Raw genomic sequence first — 14,442 nt, 5'->3', positions numbered from 1 at the left:
TGGCTGTCTTGCTCTTACCTTTGCGCATCATCCATCAATTTCAAGCGCAAAATCATCAAATCCCACGATTGGCATGACGAACGCTTCTCGCTTAAATTGGCCGCTCATACCCGCCGAAAGGAACAGCCGGTGACGAGCCATGACCACGATCATCACCATCACGATGATCATGACCACCATCACGATAATCACTATTCCGATATGCAGGCCCGGGTTCGGGCATTGGAAACGGTGCTGACAGAGAAGGGCTTGATTGATCCGGCAGCGCTGGATGCCATCGTGGAAACCTATGAAACCAAGATTGGCCCACGAAACGGCGCAAGAGTGGTCGCGAAAGCCTGGAGCGATCCAGATTTCGCCGATTGGCTCCTGCGGGATGCGACGGCGGCCATTGCAAGCCTCGGCTTCACCGGCAGGCAGGGCGAGCATATGCGCGCAGTGTTCAACACGGATGAAACCCACAATCTGGTCGTTTGCACGCTCTGTTCCTGTTATCCCTGGGCGGTGCTCGGGCTGCCGCCGGTGTGGTATAAAGCGCCAGCCTATCGTTCTCGCGCAGTCATTGATCCAAGAGGAGTGCTGGCGGAGTTTGGCGTGACGCTGCCTGACAGCCAGAAAATCCGCGTTTGGGATTCCACAGCCGAGCTACGCTATCTCGTCGTGCCGCAGCGGCCAGAAGGTACGGAAGGTTGGGGCGAGGATCAACTGGCTGACCTGGTAACGCGTGACAGTATGATCGGAACGGGGCTTGCCAAATCCGTTCGGGACGGTGCGGCGTGAACGGCCCGCATGATCTGGGCGGCCAGATGGGTTTTGGACCCGTGGCGCCGGAAGTGGATGAGCCTTATTTCCACGCGGAATGGGAAAAGCGAGCTCTCGGAATTACCCTTTCCTGTGGTGCTTTCGGCGCTTGGTCTATCGATGAAAGCCGACATGCCCGCGAGTGCATTCCGCCAGCCGCTTATCTTTCCGCAAGCTATTATGAAATCTGGATTCGTGCGCTGGAAGTGCTGCTGGAGCGGCATGGTTTCGTCACCCCAGACGAGATAATGAGCGGTCATCGCAAGACTGATGGTGCCGCACCAAAGCGCGTATTGAAGGCAGATATGGTGCCAGCCGTTCTGGCGAAGGGCGGCCCCTGCGACAGACCGGTTTCCGAACCACCCAGATTTGGTGTTGGGCAGTCGGTGCGCACTTTGAATTCGCATCCAACAGGTCATACCCGCCTACCGCGCTATGCTAGAGATAAGATCGGCGTGATAGAGGCAGTTCAAGGCTCTTTCGTTTTCGCGGATGATAACGCTCATGGCTATGGCGAAAACCCACAATGGGTTTATACGGTCGTGTTCGAAGGACCGGAAATCTGGGGGCAGGGCAGTGACCCGAGCCTCACAATCTCCATCGATGCCTGGGAGAGCTACCTTGAGCCAGTGTGAAGCTCCAAGCCCTCTACGGGATTTACCGGGCCTGCCGCTGAGCCCGGAGGGTGAGCCTGTCTTTGCCGAACCCTGGCAGGCACAGGCCTTTGCACTCACTGTTCATCTGCATGAACGCGGTGCTTTTACTTGGCACGAGTGGGCGCAGGTCTTGTCCTCACAGGTGCATCTGCCGGAGCGGGCAGCGGATGGTTCCGATTATTTTGAAGCATGGCTGGCCGCCCTCACACAGCTTCTCGTGGAAAAAGGCATAGCCGAACAGGCATCTATTCTTTCTCTGCAGGAAGGCTGGAAACGCGCCGCAGAAGCCACGCCGCATGGTCAAGCTATCGAGCTCTGCAACGATCCGCAGAGGCGGTAAAGTTCTGCTCCTCAGTCGGTTTCAGGTTGCTATTCTGTTCCGAATCCCGGAAAGAAGGGCATGCAGTTCGCACCACAGCAGGATGAGGCCCTCAAGGCCGTTTCAACATGGTTGAAGGAAGGCCGTAGCCCGGTTTTCCGTCTGTTCGGTTATGCCGGAACGGGAAAGACGACCCTGGCTCGTTACTTCGCAGAAAATGTGGATGGAGACGTGCTGTTCGCGGCCTTTACTGGCAAGGCGGCGCAGGTGCTGCGTTCACGCGGGGCGTCTAATGCCAAAACAATCCATTCGCTGATCTATCGCCCACGTGGTGAGGAGCAGGTGGAAGATGAAGAAACCGGCAAGACATCCGTCGCGCCAATGTTCTCCATCAACCGGCAAAGCCCCGTCGCCAAGGCAGCACTTATCGTGATTGACGAATGCTCCATGGTGGATGAGCAGCTCGGCCGCGATCTCATGAGCTTCGGCACCCCCATCCTTGTGCTTGGCGATCCCGGCCAGTTGCCACCCGTCACTGGGGGCGGCTTTTTTACGGAGCAGGAGCCCGATTACCTGCTGACTGAAATTCACCGTCAGGCTCGCGATAACCCGATCATTCAGCTTGCCATGCAAGTGCGGGAGGGCAGGGAGGTTCCGCTTGGAGATTACGGCACGGCGCAGGTTATTTCCCGCAACGCCGTGAACCAGACACTCGTGCTTGAGGCCGATCAGGTTCTTGTTGGCACGAACAAGACACGCCGCCGCTACAATCAGCGTCTTCGCGAGTTGAAGGGCTTTTCCCAGGCCTATCCTCAATCGGGGGATAAGCTCGTGTGTTTGCGCAACGATCCGGCCAAGGGGCTGCTGAACGGCTCTCTCTGGCAGGTCATGAGTTCGTCGCGTGAAACCGTAAAGCCCGGCATCAATCTGATGATTCGCCCGGAAGACGACGATATGGATCGCGGTGCCGCCAAGATCAAACTGCTCAAGCAGACGTTCGAGGACGAGGGCGAGATCCCTTGGTCCACCCGCAAACGCTATGATGAATTCGACTACGGCTATGCGCTGACGGTGCATAAGGCGCAGGGTTCGCAGTGGAACAATGTTGTTCTGTTCGATGAAAGCTGGGCTTTTCGCGACACGCGTGAACGCTGGCTCTACACTGCCATTACACGTGCTGCGCAGACACTGACAATCGTGCGCTAGAGTCTACCTTGCAAATCAGTTCGGCAATATTCCCAGAATATGCGCTTTGGCGGCGGCCTGATAGCGATTGGCAACGCCAAGTTTCTTGATAAGACTATCTTCAAGATCAAGAAGGCTGCCTGACGTCAGGTGCAGAGCCTTCGCCAACTCCGCCCCCTTCATGCCGTCCGTCATCAGCAACAGACATTGCCGCTCCAATTCGTTGAGAATGGGAAGCGTCTCCGTGCTTTTGTCGCTTGCGCGGCCAGGGCCGTTGATCAGCAGCCGAATCTGTTGGACCTGCCGGTGAATGGTGGACATATCCGCAGTGAGTTCACGCTTGCGGGTTTCCAAAGCTGTGTGGAAAAACCTGTCTACCTCTTCCTGCGAAATGGCTTCACTGAACTGCTGCATCAGCTCCTGAATACCGACGAGAGAGATGCCGACTTCACGGCAGGCGCATATCACCTCCATGCGCCGAATGTCATCGCTCGCATACACCCGCATGGCGCCAAGCCGCTGCGGGAGGATCAGCCCCTTTTCCTCATAGAAATGCAGAGTGCGATGCGTCACGCCAAAAAGCTCTGCCATATCTGCGATAGCAAGAGGTGCTTGCATGGCAACGGCTGCATCTGAAATATGTGGCAAAAACAAATGGGCACCAGTGGTCGCCCTCTCATGATTTGGAGTCCTGTAGAAAATATCAGTCTGCATTACTTCAGCCCCTTTAGGCGAAAGGCCGATCGAAATCCTTACAGGACCGGCGTTCGTGCTCCCCCACAACTCACGCGCTACTCTCTACGTAGGTTGATTTTTATAAATCTATGAGAAAGATACTAGTGCGATTCTACTATCACGAGAAATTATAGCGCTGCTGGTCCAGCCCCCACTTATTGATAGGCTTTTTTGCCCGTTGCTCCGTCTGTGGTCAGGCATTAGACAGGTCTTTGAACATCAAAGGAAAACGACATGCCGGCCAAGCTTTCCGTGAACCTCAATGCAATCGCCATGCTTCGCAACCGTCGGGATCTACCTTGGCCGAGCGTCGTGGGAATTGGCAGGATAGCGTTGCAGGCTGGCGCCTATGGTTTGACGGTCCACCCGCGACCTGATCAACGGCATATTCGCTTTACCGACCTTCCAGAGCTGCGCGCCTTGATTGATGATGAATTTCCAACCACGGAATTCAATATTGAAGGCTATCCGAGCGAGGATTTTCTCCTGCTTTGCGAGGAAACACAGCCGGAGCAGGTCACACTGGTGCCGGATGATCCTGCACAGGCAACCTCCGACCATGGCTGGGATTTTCGCGGTCGTGGCGACATGCTGCACGAGGTCGTTTCGCGCCTCAAGAAGGGCGGGATGCGCGTCTCTCTCTTTGCTGATGGTGACGGCGATGTCGAAGCCGTTAAGCTTGCCAAGCAGACCGGAGCAGATCGCATTGAGCTTTACACCGGCCCTTACGGCGGCTGCTTTGATAACCCTGCAGAGGGTGCGCGCTTGCTGGAGCTGCTGGGCCGGACAGCAGATGCCGCCGAGGCAGAAGGTATGGGCGTCAATGCTGGTCATGACTTGACCGTAGCTAATCTTCCAGCCTTGGCCAAACGTATCCCTAACCTTGCGGAAGTCTCCATTGGACATGGGCTCACGGCAGATGCCCTGGAATATGGAATGGCTGAAACTGTTCGCCGCTTCCGTCGCGCCTGTGGCGAGAAGCTCTAAAAAAATGACGGTCGGAAGGTGGGCAGCTTCCGACCGTCTTCTCTGGCTGAGCGGGATGTTCAGCCGAGAAGCGCTTTGTGAGCGGTAAAGAATTCAGCGGCGCTCTGAGGTTTTTTGCCCGTCAGGCGTTCAAAATCGCCGGTCACTACATCGAAGTTGCCAGCCCGCGTATTGGCATCGGCGGAAACCAGCATGGAAACGACAAAATCCGGTAGCCCCGCCCCGCGCAGACCGCCTGCTAGCTGGTCATCGGTGACTTTCACAACATTCAGCGGCTTTCCGGCGGCATCCGAAACGAGTTTGCCAATCTCATCGGCTGAGAGAGATGTTGTGCCTGTTAATGTGAAAGTGGCGTTGCCAGCCGGCGGGGAGGCCAGAGCAGCGGCCGCAGCAGCGGCGCAGTCGTCACGAGAAATGTTTGCTACCTTCCCATCTCCGGTCGCGGTGTACCAGGTACCCACTTCGAGGTTATGCGGCATGCTCATGAAGTAGTTATCGAGATACCAGGAATTACGTATGATGGTGTAGGGCAGGCCGCTCTCCTTGATCGCCTGTTCGGTGCCAAGATGGTCGGGCGCAAATGTCACTAGCGATCTGTCGGGGTTCGGCATCGAGGTGTAGAAAATATGCTTCACGCCTGCCTTCACCGCTGCTTCAACGGCGGCTTGGTGCTGTTGAAGACGCTTGCCGGGAACAGCCAGTTCGTCGGTGGAGATCAAAAGAAGCCGATCCACACCATGGAAAGCAGCCTCCATTTCGGATGCATCGTCAAAGTCGGCCTTGCGCACTTCAAGGCCCGCCTTCTGCCATTCACCAAGCTTTTCAGGACTGCGGCTGGCTGCAATAATATCTGATTTTGCTAGTTTGCCATCCGCAACCAGATGTTCGATGACTTTTTGGCCAAGTTGGCCAGATGCGCCGGTAACCAGAATTTTTGCCACGTCTTTGTGCCTTCCTCGTTCATGTGAGAATGTTGGTCTCTTTTTGAGACTAGCGCTATTTTGAGAATTGACAGAGCAACTGTAAAGAAGGCAGTTTCTGCGCACATCGTTACGAAAAGGGAACCAGCATGGATAAGCGTGTCAGCGAAGTCGGGTTTCGACTTTCCGATTGTGACATGTCGGGTGGAGACTTTGAAAAATGCCCGGTTCGGGATGTGATGAGCCAGATCAGCGGAAAATGGTCTGTGCTGCTTCTTCATGCTCTTTCAGAGCAATCTTACCGCTTTGGTGAGCTGCGGCGGCTGGTGCCGGATATTTCTCAGCGAATGTTGACCCAGACACTGCGGGAATTGCAACGCGATGGCTATATCGATCGCACCGTGTTTCCCACCAAGCCGCCAAGCGTGGCGTACAGCATGACGCCGCTGGGCTTCTCCCTGTTCGCGGCGCTTTCGCAAGTGATCATCTGGGCCGAGCGTAACCATCCTGCCGTTCGGGCTGCTCGTCATCAATTTGACGACACGGAGAGGGGCTGACTACTCCTTGGGGATTTTCGGATCGTTCCTGCACTTTGAAAGCGGCAGTTGCTTAACCGAGAAGATCTGAGTGATGCGCTCTTGCTTACGATCCACATCGACTGACATGCAAGCGCAGGCGTAGCCGTAATAGCCGTTTGTCTGAACGAATTCCCCTGCGGTGAAGTCGGGTAGCAGATCAGCACCCTTTGGCTGTGGATCGGTACCCTGCGTGACGATAGTCCAGGAGGCGTCCCGGTCATCCAGCCAGTAATTGCCAGGCGTTGGATTTTGTACCCATCCGCAGCGCGTCTCCTTGGCGGAAGCAGCTGATACGGCTGTCAGCGCCAACAATCCTGCCCATGCTAACATGCGTGTCATCATATACCTCCACCCCTTTTGGATCTGTTCTACGTGTCTTCTGCGATTCTTTCCACTTCCCGTAATCAGGCTATTGACGATCTTCGAAAACGTCTCTAAACAATCGGAACCGTACCGTACGGTACTGTAAGGAGATTGAGCCGTGACCGCCGAATTGCCCGAGATGCCAGAGTTTTCGCCGCGCCAGAACGCTGTTCTGGAACAGGCGCTCAAGCTTCTGGTCGATGGTGGCGAGAAGGCGCTTACGACATCCGGCCTGGCGCGTGCGGCCAACTGCTCGAAGGAAAGCCTGTATAAATGGTTTGGTGATCGTGACGGCCTGTTGGCTGCCATGATCGCATTTCAAGCCAGCAAGGTTAGAACCTTTGAGCGGGGCAGTGGCAAGCTGACCGCTGATCTTCTGCGCGAGCATCTGGAAACATTTGGCCGTGATTTGCTGGAAGTTCTGTCCGGTGAAGTTTCACTGGCCTTGAACCGTCTTGCCATCGGTCAAGCCAGCCGCGAAGGCTCGAAGCTGGGCCGGTTGCTGATCGAGCACGGCCGTCGCCAGATCGATCGGCGCGCCATCAGCCTGATGGAGGCTGGCCGACGTGCAGGTCTCTTGAGGTTTTCCGATGCGGATAGCGCCTATCACACACTCTACGGTCTGATCGTTTCAGATTTGCATGTTCGCATGCTGCTGGGCGAGAAGGGCTTGAAAGATAATGCACGCCAAGCGGCGAGGGCAGTGGATGCCTTTCTCGCGCTGCATGGCATGTCCACTCATACCGAGAGCGCAGTTCGCGTTTCCTCAAATTTTTAAACAACTCGCATAGGGAAGGACCACATAAGATGCGCGTTTATTACGATCGGGATGCAGATCTCAACCTCATCAAGTCGAAGAACGTCGTCATTGTTGGCTATGGCAGCCAGGGCCGCGCACACGCGCTGAACCTGAAGGATTCCGGTGCCAAGAACGTCGTTATCGCTCTGAAGTCCGGTTCTCCGACAATCAAGAAGGCTGAAGCCGATGGCTTCAAAGTTATGACGGTTGCTGAAGCTGCTGCCTGGGCCGATCTTCTGATGATGGCAACGCCAGACGAATTGCAGGCTGACATTTACAAGGCTGACATTGCTGGCAACATCCGCGATGGCGCAGCGATCGCTTTCGCCCACGGCCTCAATGTTCACTTCGGCCTCATTGAGCCAAAGAGCACTGTTGACGTTGTCATGATTGCACCGAAGGGTCCTGGCCACACGGTTCGCGGCGAATACCAGAAGGGCGGCGGCGTTCCTTGCCTCGTTGCCGTTCACCACAACGCTTCTGGCAATGCGCTTGAACTCGCTCTGTCTTACGCTTGCGGCGTTGGCGGCGGTCGTTCCGGCATCATCGAAACCAACTTCAAGGAAGAATGCGAAACCGACCTCTTCGGCGAACAGGTTGTCCTGTGCGGCGGTCTCGTCGAACTTATCCGCGCTGGTTTTGAGACGCTGGTTGAAGGCGGTTACGCACCTGAAATGGCTTACTTCGAGTGCTTGCACGAGGTGAAGCTCATCGTGGACCTGATCTACGAAGGCGGCATTGCCAACATGAACTACTCGATCTCCAACACTGCTGAGTGGGGCGAGTATGTCACAGGTCCGCGCATCATCACTGCGGAAACAAAGGCAGAAATGAAGCGCGTTCTGCACGACATTCAGACCGGCAAGTTCACCTCCGATTGGATGCAGGAATACCGTTCTGGTGCGGCCCGCTTCAAGGGTATCCGCCGCATGAACGACAGCCATCAGATCGAAGAAGTCGGCACCAAGCTTCGCGCCATGATGCCATGGATCGGCAAGAACAAGCTGGTCGACAAGGCCGTCAACTAAGCGTCCTGCCGATCCAGGCATCGCTGCTGGTACGCCTTCGGCGATACGGGGCTCGGCAAGAACAAGCTGATCGACAAGGCCCTCAACCAAGCCATCCTTGTCTTCTGGAATTGAATTTGGCCGACGGTGATCACACCGTCGGCTTTTCTAATTGCGCGGGCAACTCACGCAATTTTCGTGCGTTGGCTCTGTGACTTGCCGATGCCGGATTGCTGATCTTGGCAGCCAGTGATTGCGAAAACTGCGATCTTCGCAGTCTGTGATAAATCCGTTCATTTCCACTGGATTTTTGCCTGATTTTTGACTTTCCTGACCTCGTACCGTGCACATTCGCGCTTGCGCGGGAGGAGGAATTCCGATAGGTCAGTATTGTTGACCTTTCGGTATTCAAGGAAAGAAAAAGCCGAAAGAACGAAATAAGAGGAAACGCCGGTGCTTGATTGGGATCATATATTTGCGACGCGCTCCAGCCGGATGCGCGCATCTGAAATCCGCGAATTGCTGAAGCTGCTTGAGCGGCCAGACATCATTTCGTTCGCAGGCGGAATTCCTGATCCGGCACTGTTTCCCGATGAAGCTTTCAAGGACGCCTATTCCGAAATCTTCACCAGCCCGCAGGTCAATGCAGCTCTGCAGTATTCGGTCAGCGAAGGATATAAGCCGCTGCGCGAGTGGCTGGTCGGCGAAATGAAGAAGATCGGTATTGATTGCACGGTCGATAACGTCTTCATCACGTCTGGTTCGCAGCAGGCATTGGATTATCTAGGCAAGCTTTTCCTGTCGCCGCAGGATACGGCACTGGTCACCTGGCCGACCTATCTCGGCGCGCTTCAGGCATTCAACGCCTACGAACCGAACTATGATCAGCTGACGCCTGGTGGTAACCGCACGCCGGAAGCTTACCGCGAAGCCGCAGCCAAGAATGGCGGCAAGGTAAAGTTTGCCTATCTCTCGGCTGACTTTTCCAACCCGACGGGTGAAACTGTTGACCGTCAGTCGCGTGAAAAGCTGCTCGACTTGGCGGATGAACTGGATATCGCCGTCATCGAAGACGGTGCCTACCAGTCGCTCCGCTACAATGGCGAAGCAATTCCTCCAATCCTGGCGCTCGAAATTGCGCGCAAGGGCGGTATCGAAAATACACGTACGATCTATTCCGGCAGTTTCTCCAAGACACTTGCACCCGGTCTACGCGTCGGTTTCGTAGTGGCCAATATGTCGGTCATCCGCAAGCTCGTACTGATGAAGCAGGCCGCAGATCTACACTCCTCCACGATTAACCAGATTGCCATTGCAACGGTTGCCGAGCGAATTTTCGATTCCCAGGTCGCCAAGATCGGTGCAGCCTATAGCGCCCGCCGTAATGCGATGCTGGCCGCGTTGGAAAAATATATGCCTGCGGGCACCAGCTGGACAAAGCCGGAAGGCGGCATGTTCGTTTGGGTCACGCTGCCGAAGGGGCTGAACGGTGCGGATCTTCTGGCCCGTTCCATCGAGACCGAAAAGGTCGCATTCGTTCCAGGGCAGGCCTTCTTTGCAGATCGTTCTGGTGAAAATACGCTGCGTCTTTCCTTCTCCTGCGCCAATGAGGCGATGATTGAGGAAGGCATCCAGCGTCTTGGTCGCCTGATTCGCAGTGCGGATGCCAAGGCTGCCTGAGCCGAAGGACCGGAGATAATTGAATGGGGCTTCGCCGTTCGCGGCGGAGCCCTATTTGTTTTTTGGCGGTCCCGACACGGGTTTGAATGTGCTGATTATCCACCGCTTTAGGGGCATGCCAACAAGTTTGCTGAATAGCACTTTCATTCTTTTTCGCGGGACTTGGAAAATCAGTGGGTTGAACCTCTGGTCTGGCTGGGGCAGGTTCATGCCCGATTGCCGTTCGGCTCAATCATTGGAGGTTCATGTGGTCCTGCGTTATGTCGTCTATGATGTCTTCACCGATACCCGTCTGCAGGGCAATCCACTTGCTGTGATCTTCGGTGGCGATCATCTGTCAGACGATCAGATGCAGGCCGTGGCCAAGGAATTGAACCTCTCCGAAACTGTGTTCGTGGTGGATGCGCAGAACTCAACGCATGCCGCAAAACTGCGTATTTTCACACCGGCTTATGAATTGCCCTTCGCCGGGCATCCGACCGTTGGCACGGCGATCGCCTTGACCGAGATGAATCGAGGTGAGGGCCAGGAGGTGGATACTGTCTTCGTGCTGGAGGAAACGGTTGGGCCAGTTCGCTGTGCGGTAAAACTATCGAAGGATCAGGCCAGCTTTGCCGAGTTCGACTTGCCGCGAAACCCTTCTCAGATCGAACTCAATCTGGATCGTCAGGGGCTGGCCGATGCCATTGGCCTGAAGCTTTCCGATCTTGGTTTCGAGAATCACTTTCCATCGATCTGGACAGCAGGCGTGCCTTTCCTCATGCTGCCCGTGCATAATCTGGCAAAGGTCCAGGCAGTCGAGTTCGATCCAATGCTTTGGGAACGTGCAGCCCCCTTGGTCGAGGGGCGTCTCGCATCGGCCTATATTTATTGCCGAGGAGGTGTGAATCATAATGCCCGCTTCCATGCGCGCATGTTCACTTCTGATATGGGAATTGCAGAAGATCCCGCAACTGGGGGCGCCGTTGCAGCCCTTGCTGGTGCAATTCACCGCTTTGACGCCTTGCCAGACGGACACCATCCGCTTCTCATCGAGCAGGGCCAGGAAATGGGGCGTCCCTCCTATATTCATCTTCATGTAGACGTTAAGGACACGGCCATTTCGCGTGCACGCATTGGCGGCCAAGCCGTTAAAGTTGCGGCCGGCGAACTCTTTCTCTAGCGGGCAAAATAATCTGAATTTCGCGGAACCGAATGCTCTCGAGTGCGTTGTCGGGTGCCGACGGGAGAAGGTTAATGATGAGTTCAGGCATGAGTACCATTCGACGCGCACGACAGAGCCTTCCCGCTTGGCGTCGTGCAAGCGTTTTTGTGCTGAACCCTGTGGGACGATCCCGGTAATGCCCCCCTATAATTGAGGGATTGCGGATGTGCGGCTCACTCCCGATCACGGGAGCGTGCCTAACGATTTAAATCAATGAACACCGCGATATTTATACGTAGGTCGGCTTCACCGCCACCGCGGTGGTCGAATTACATGCAGTTCAGGAGTGCGCATGATCAGGAGTGAGAAGAGGCGTAGCGAGGAACCGTTGAACTCTGAAGATTTGGCTAGGTGCCAGCAGGTGTTTGAACGGTTGAAGGCTGAGATCTGCCCTGAGGACGATCAGGAAGAGACCAACCGGCTCGCCGCCATCACCATCGAGCTGTACCGCCAAGGTGTGCGGACGGAAGACCAGTTGCGGGAGATGGTGGCAGCCGCACGCGGCCACTGAAATTCACTTTTTGCAAATGCTCAGGGGCGGCGGTCAAACTAGACTGCCGCCATTTTTGTTCGCAGCACTAAAGCATCGCTCCCCATATTGCCGTTTACGTAAACTGCGGTTTATAGTTCGACCAACCAATTAAATTGCAGACTTCGGGAGGAACGATGCCAATTCCAACGCAATTCAAGGGGCTCAAGTTACCCGCTGTGGCGGCGCCCATGTTTCTTGCATCTGGTCCTGATTTGGTGGTCGAGACCTGTAAAGCGGGACTGGTCGGAACTTTTCCCGCTCTTAATCAACGAAGCACGGATGGTTTCGTCGATTGGCTGAACCAAATCCGAGCGGGTTTGGCAGCTACTCCAGATGCAGCACCCTTCGGCGTCAACCTTATCGTTCATCGGTCCAATCCTCGGCTAGAGCCTGATTTGAAGGCTGTGGTGGAGCACAAGGTGCCACTGGTTATCACGTCGCTTGGAGCTGTGCCGGATGTGGTGAAGGCCGTTCATTCCTATGGCGGCCTCGTATTTCATGATGTCATCAACCGGCGACATGCGGAAAAGGCGGTGGAAGCTGGAGTGGATGGCATCATCGCCGTATGTGCCGGCGCAGGTGGCCATGCGGGAACGTTGAGCCCCTTTGCTTTCATTCCTGAAATCCGTTCTTTCTTCTCCGGAACGATCTTGCTGTCCGGTGCCATGAGCACAGGTGCACACATCGCTGCTGCCCGCATGATGGGAGCAGATTTGGCCTATCTCGGCACGCGCTTCCTTGTTACGAGCGAATCAATGGTGCCAGAAGCGCAGAAGACCATGACGATGGAGGCCTCGTCTGCCGACATCATCTACACGGATGCAATTTCCGGCGTGAACGCCAACTTCTTGAAGCCCAGTATTGTGGCGGCGGGGCTCGACCCCAACAACCTCGTCTCTCACGGTCCGATGGATATGGCGAATGAAGCAAAAGCCTGGAAGAATGTGTGGTCAGCCGGGCAGGGTGTTACATCGATCCACGACATTCCGTCGGTGGCAGAACTGTGCAATCGCTTGAAAAGCGAATACGCAGCCGCAATTGCGCAGGCTGGCTCAGACAGGTTCCTTTCCCTAAGCTGAGTATTGCGCACAAAAAGGTGATTGCTGCCGTCGTTGTTTTGCCGCAGCAATCTCCCCAAATCCTTGATCAGGCGCTGCTATTGAAGGCGCCCATGCACCAGTACCGACAACTCCGCCGATACTGCTAATCAAGGAGTTAGATCAATGAAGAAGATGATTTTTGCAAGCCTGGCTATTGTTTTTGGCGCAAGCACGCTCTCTTTTGCAGCAGAGCTTGGCCACGCCACCGAAGGGCGTCTCAGCATCAATATGATTGGCTCGACCGTTTCTCAGAAGGTGGATGAGGGTGGGCAAACCTACGCGGAAACTTTCGTTGTGCAGCCAGATCATACGTTGAAGCTTGTAAATAGGGCCGCTGTGCAGCCTTGAAAGCTAAGGCCGCCTACAGGCGATCTGCTCGGACCTGATAGCCCGCCGTAAGGCGGGTTATTTATTTGTAAGAGCTTGGCGATGTGACGGGTGAGATTGCTGATGCGAGCTTGTATCCCCAAGGTCCAGACAGCAAAAAGCCCCCGAGCCATTTGCAAGGGGGCTATGCATTTCCACTAGTCGCTGCACCTCCGGCAAAGCCGAAGAGGGCGCTGATTAACGGAACGAGCGGGCAGCGATGGTGCGGATGTCGTAGCGCGTCAGGCCGATATCAGAAAGAGCCTGGTTCGAAAGGCCACGAAGTTCGTTCATCGTGCGGCGGTAGCTGACCCAGCTCTTAGCGAGGCGAATCGGGTTCATTGTGGTGTCCTCAGGTTTGGTTCTGCTCAAATCCGTTAGTGGCTGAGCGATGTGTTTCTTATACACATGTAAAACAGAAGTGTGCAGTGCAAAAAGCAGGCGACTGCTATGCATTTGTGCAGAGTGATGCCGAAATTTGCAGCGCCGTCATATGGGAGGCCACTATTTGAGCAGGCCCTATTTTCCAAAAATTACCGGACATCGTGCAACAAAAAAGCCTCCCGCGAGGGGAGGCTTTTGAGGTGGGCAAAGCCCGGAATGACTTGGCTATTAGATGCCGACAGCCGTGCGAGCAACGCGACGGATTTCCGAGCGGCCGATGCCGAGGTCGCTAAGTTCACGGTCCGACATGCGGGCCAGTTCAGTTACAGTCTGACGATACTTGCGCCAGTTATTGAGCGAGCGTGCGATGTTCATTGTCTTGATCCTTGGTTTCCTTGAGCCGCTTCATGTGTGCGTCTCGATTGATTGGCTGCAGTATATGCTGCGGTGCAAATAAGAACAGCGCGCATCTTGTATGCCACCTATGCGGAATGTGCATTGCTCGGCGAAAAGCGTTAACGGTTGTGGCGCAAATGTGGGCAAGGACGGACGGTCCGCGGGACCGACGCGGTTCGTAGCAGCAAATTTTCGGGAAGCAATGAAACGAACAACGCCCACCGGGGGAGGAGGTCCGGTGGGCGTCGTTAGGGGTGACTGGCGTTGGGAGGAGGAGGCGCCAGTCTAAACGACGATCGCTGGGAGGAGGAGAGGCGATCAGTCGAATGTCACGGGCCGCAGCCCGTTGTTGAACAATGTATAGTCCTAAATCGCAATTTTGTGCAGTGCGATATGCGAATGCTAGGCATGCGTTGGCTGCATGCATCGG

General features: G+C 55.3%; 18 protein-coding genes. 13 read left to right on the top strand and 5 right to left on the bottom strand.

What is annotated here, in order from left to right; genetic code table 11:
• Positions 1-201: 201 nt before the first annotated feature.
• Genes nthA through AC0JZ1_RS10195 form a run of 4 tightly spaced genes read left to right on the top strand, consistent with a single transcriptional unit; the run spans position 202 to position 2,982 of the window.
• Entirely contained in the window at positions 202-780 is a 579-nt protein-coding gene (gene nthA / locus AC0JZ1_RS10210) for a nitrile hydratase subunit alpha (RefSeq protein WP_471883416.1), read from the top strand.
• A complete protein-coding gene (gene nthB / locus AC0JZ1_RS10205) occupies positions 777-1,436 on the top strand; it encodes a nitrile hydratase subunit beta (protein WP_471882263.1) in 660 nt (219 codons plus the stop codon). Before nthA ends, nthB begins: the two co-directional genes overlap by 4 nt.
• Entirely contained in the window at positions 1,423-1,797 is a 375-nt protein-coding gene (locus tag AC0JZ1_RS10200; RefSeq protein ID WP_471882262.1) for a nitrile hydratase accessory protein, read from the top strand. Before nthB ends, AC0JZ1_RS10200 begins: the two co-directional genes overlap by 14 nt.
• Before the next feature lie 60 nt (positions 1,798-1,857).
• Entirely contained in the window at positions 1,858-2,982 is a 1,125-nt protein-coding gene (locus AC0JZ1_RS10195) for an ATP-dependent DNA helicase (RefSeq protein ID WP_471882261.1), read from the top strand.
• 15 nt (positions 2,983-2,997) lie between these two features.
• Here the strand turns inward: AC0JZ1_RS10195 and AC0JZ1_RS10190 are convergent, their stop codons facing one another.
• Positions 2,998-3,579 (bottom strand): MerR family transcriptional regulator, encoded by a 582-nt coding sequence (locus tag AC0JZ1_RS10190; RefSeq protein WP_471882260.1) that lies wholly within the window; start codon positions 3,577-3,579, stop codon positions 2,998-3,000.
• A gap of 351 nt (positions 3,580-3,930) precedes the next feature.
• Here AC0JZ1_RS10190 and AC0JZ1_RS10185 point away from each other — a divergent pair, with 351 nt between their 5' ends.
• Positions 3,931-4,683: a pyridoxine 5'-phosphate synthase gene (locus tag AC0JZ1_RS10185; protein WP_471882259.1), complete on the top strand. Its 753-nt coding sequence runs from the start codon at positions 3,931-3,933 to the stop codon at positions 4,681-4,683.
• A 59-nt stretch (positions 4,684-4,742) separates the two neighbouring features.
• Here AC0JZ1_RS10185 and AC0JZ1_RS10180 read toward each other — a convergent pair whose 3' ends face one another.
• Positions 4,743-5,624 (bottom strand): SDR family oxidoreductase, encoded by an 882-nt coding sequence (locus AC0JZ1_RS10180; RefSeq protein WP_471882258.1) that lies wholly within the window; start codon positions 5,622-5,624, stop codon positions 4,743-4,745.
• Positions 5,625-5,752: 128 nt separating this feature from the next.
• On the opposite strand from AC0JZ1_RS10180, the gene AC0JZ1_RS10175 reads away from it, so the two are divergent.
• The gene (locus tag AC0JZ1_RS10175) at positions 5,753-6,160 is read left to right on the top strand and encodes a winged helix-turn-helix transcriptional regulator (RefSeq protein ID WP_471882257.1); all 408 of its coding nucleotides are present in this window, start codon (positions 5,753-5,755) and stop codon (positions 6,158-6,160) included.
• Here AC0JZ1_RS10175 and AC0JZ1_RS10170 read toward each other — a convergent pair whose 3' ends face one another.
• Positions 6,161-6,520 (bottom strand): DUF4087 domain-containing protein, encoded by a 360-nt coding sequence (locus AC0JZ1_RS10170; RefSeq protein WP_471882256.1) that lies wholly within the window; start codon positions 6,518-6,520, stop codon positions 6,161-6,163.
• A gap of 163 nt (positions 6,521-6,683) precedes the next feature.
• Here AC0JZ1_RS10170 and AC0JZ1_RS10165 point away from each other — a divergent pair, with 163 nt between their 5' ends.
• The 7 genes from AC0JZ1_RS10165 (at position 6,684) to AC0JZ1_RS10135 (ending at position 13,214) form a co-directional block, all read left to right on the top strand.
• Positions 6,684-7,322 (top strand): TetR/AcrR family transcriptional regulator C-terminal domain-containing protein, encoded by a 639-nt coding sequence (locus tag AC0JZ1_RS10165; protein ID WP_471883415.1) that lies wholly within the window; start codon positions 6,684-6,686, stop codon positions 7,320-7,322.
• Positions 7,323-7,351: 29 nt separating this feature from the next.
• Entirely contained in the window at positions 7,352-8,371 is a 1,020-nt protein-coding gene (gene ilvC / locus AC0JZ1_RS10160; RefSeq protein ID WP_471882255.1) for a ketol-acid reductoisomerase, read from the top strand.
• A gap of 432 nt (positions 8,372-8,803) precedes the next feature.
• Entirely contained in the window at positions 8,804-10,030 is a 1,227-nt protein-coding gene (locus AC0JZ1_RS10155) for an aminotransferase-like domain-containing protein (protein ID WP_471882254.1), read from the top strand.
• 247 nt (positions 10,031-10,277) lie between these two features.
• Positions 10,278-11,192, top strand: a complete 915-nt coding sequence (locus AC0JZ1_RS10150) for a PhzF family phenazine biosynthesis protein (protein WP_471882253.1) — start codon at positions 10,278-10,280, stop codon at positions 11,190-11,192.
• 403 nt (positions 11,193-11,595) lie between these two features.
• Positions 11,596-11,745: a hypothetical protein gene (locus tag AC0JZ1_RS10145; protein ID WP_471882252.1), complete on the top strand. Its 150-nt coding sequence runs from the start codon at positions 11,596-11,598 to the stop codon at positions 11,743-11,745.
• Positions 11,746-11,900: 155 nt separating this feature from the next.
• Positions 11,901-12,845, top strand: a complete 945-nt coding sequence (locus AC0JZ1_RS10140; RefSeq protein WP_471882251.1) for an NAD(P)H-dependent flavin oxidoreductase — start codon at positions 11,901-11,903, stop codon at positions 12,843-12,845.
• 144 nt (positions 12,846-12,989) lie between these two features.
• On the top strand, positions 12,990-13,214 hold the full coding sequence (locus AC0JZ1_RS10135; protein WP_471882250.1) for a hypothetical protein: 225 nt from the start codon (positions 12,990-12,992) through the stop codon (positions 13,212-13,214).
• 216 nt (positions 13,215-13,430) lie between these two features.
• On the opposite strand, the gene AC0JZ1_RS10130 is transcribed toward AC0JZ1_RS10135, so the two are convergent.
• Together AC0JZ1_RS10130 and AC0JZ1_RS10125 are read right to left on the bottom strand one after the other, a co-directional pair.
• Positions 13,431-13,574, bottom strand: a complete 144-nt coding sequence (locus tag AC0JZ1_RS10130) for a DUF1127 domain-containing protein (protein WP_471882249.1) — start codon at positions 13,572-13,574, stop codon at positions 13,431-13,433.
• A gap of 270 nt (positions 13,575-13,844) precedes the next feature.
• Positions 13,845-13,991 (bottom strand): DUF1127 domain-containing protein, encoded by a 147-nt coding sequence (locus tag AC0JZ1_RS10125; protein WP_471882248.1) that lies wholly within the window; start codon positions 13,989-13,991, stop codon positions 13,845-13,847.
• Positions 13,992-14,442: the final 451 nt, after the last annotated feature.

It is taken from the genome of Affinirhizobium capsici (assembly GCF_977018625.1).
Note: the sequence above shows the minus strand (reverse complement) of the source record. Positions and strands in the feature narration are given on the sequence as shown.

Bases quoted from the DNA above. Each gene is read 5' to 3' on its own strand.
- nthA (WP_471883416.1), top strand. From the start codon at position 202: ATGCAGGCCCGGGTTCGGGCATTGGAAACGGTGCTGACAGAGAAGGGC.
- AC0JZ1_RS10195 (WP_471882261.1), top strand. From the start codon at position 1,858: ATGCAGTTCGCACCACAGCAGGATGAGGCCCTCAAGGCCGTTTCAACA.
- AC0JZ1_RS10190 (WP_471882260.1), bottom strand. From the start codon at position 3,579: ATGCAAGCACCTCTTGCTATCGCAGATATGGCAGAGCTTTTTGGCGTG.
- AC0JZ1_RS10185 (WP_471882259.1), top strand. From the start codon at position 3,931: ATGCCGGCCAAGCTTTCCGTGAACCTCAATGCAATCGCCATGCTTCGC.
- AC0JZ1_RS10175 (WP_471882257.1), top strand. From the start codon at position 5,753: ATGGATAAGCGTGTCAGCGAAGTCGGGTTTCGACTTTCCGATTGTGAC.
- AC0JZ1_RS10170 (WP_471882256.1), bottom strand. From the start codon at position 6,520: ATGACACGCATGTTAGCATGGGCAGGATTGTTGGCGCTGACAGCCGTA.
- AC0JZ1_RS10165 (WP_471883415.1), top strand. From the start codon at position 6,684: ATGCCAGAGTTTTCGCCGCGCCAGAACGCTGTTCTGGAACAGGCGCTC.
- ilvC (WP_471882255.1), top strand. From the start codon at position 7,352: ATGCGCGTTTATTACGATCGGGATGCAGATCTCAACCTCATCAAGTCG.
- AC0JZ1_RS10140 (WP_471882251.1), top strand. From the start codon at position 11,901: ATGCCAATTCCAACGCAATTCAAGGGGCTCAAGTTACCCGCTGTGGCG.
- AC0JZ1_RS10135 (WP_471882250.1), top strand. From the start codon at position 12,990: ATGAAGAAGATGATTTTTGCAAGCCTGGCTATTGTTTTTGGCGCAAGC.
- AC0JZ1_RS10130 (WP_471882249.1), bottom strand. From the start codon at position 13,574: ATGAACCCGATTCGCCTCGCTAAGAGCTGGGTCAGCTACCGCCGCACG.
- AC0JZ1_RS10125 (WP_471882248.1), bottom strand. From the start codon at position 13,991: ATGAACATCGCACGCTCGCTCAATAACTGGCGCAAGTATCGTCAGACT.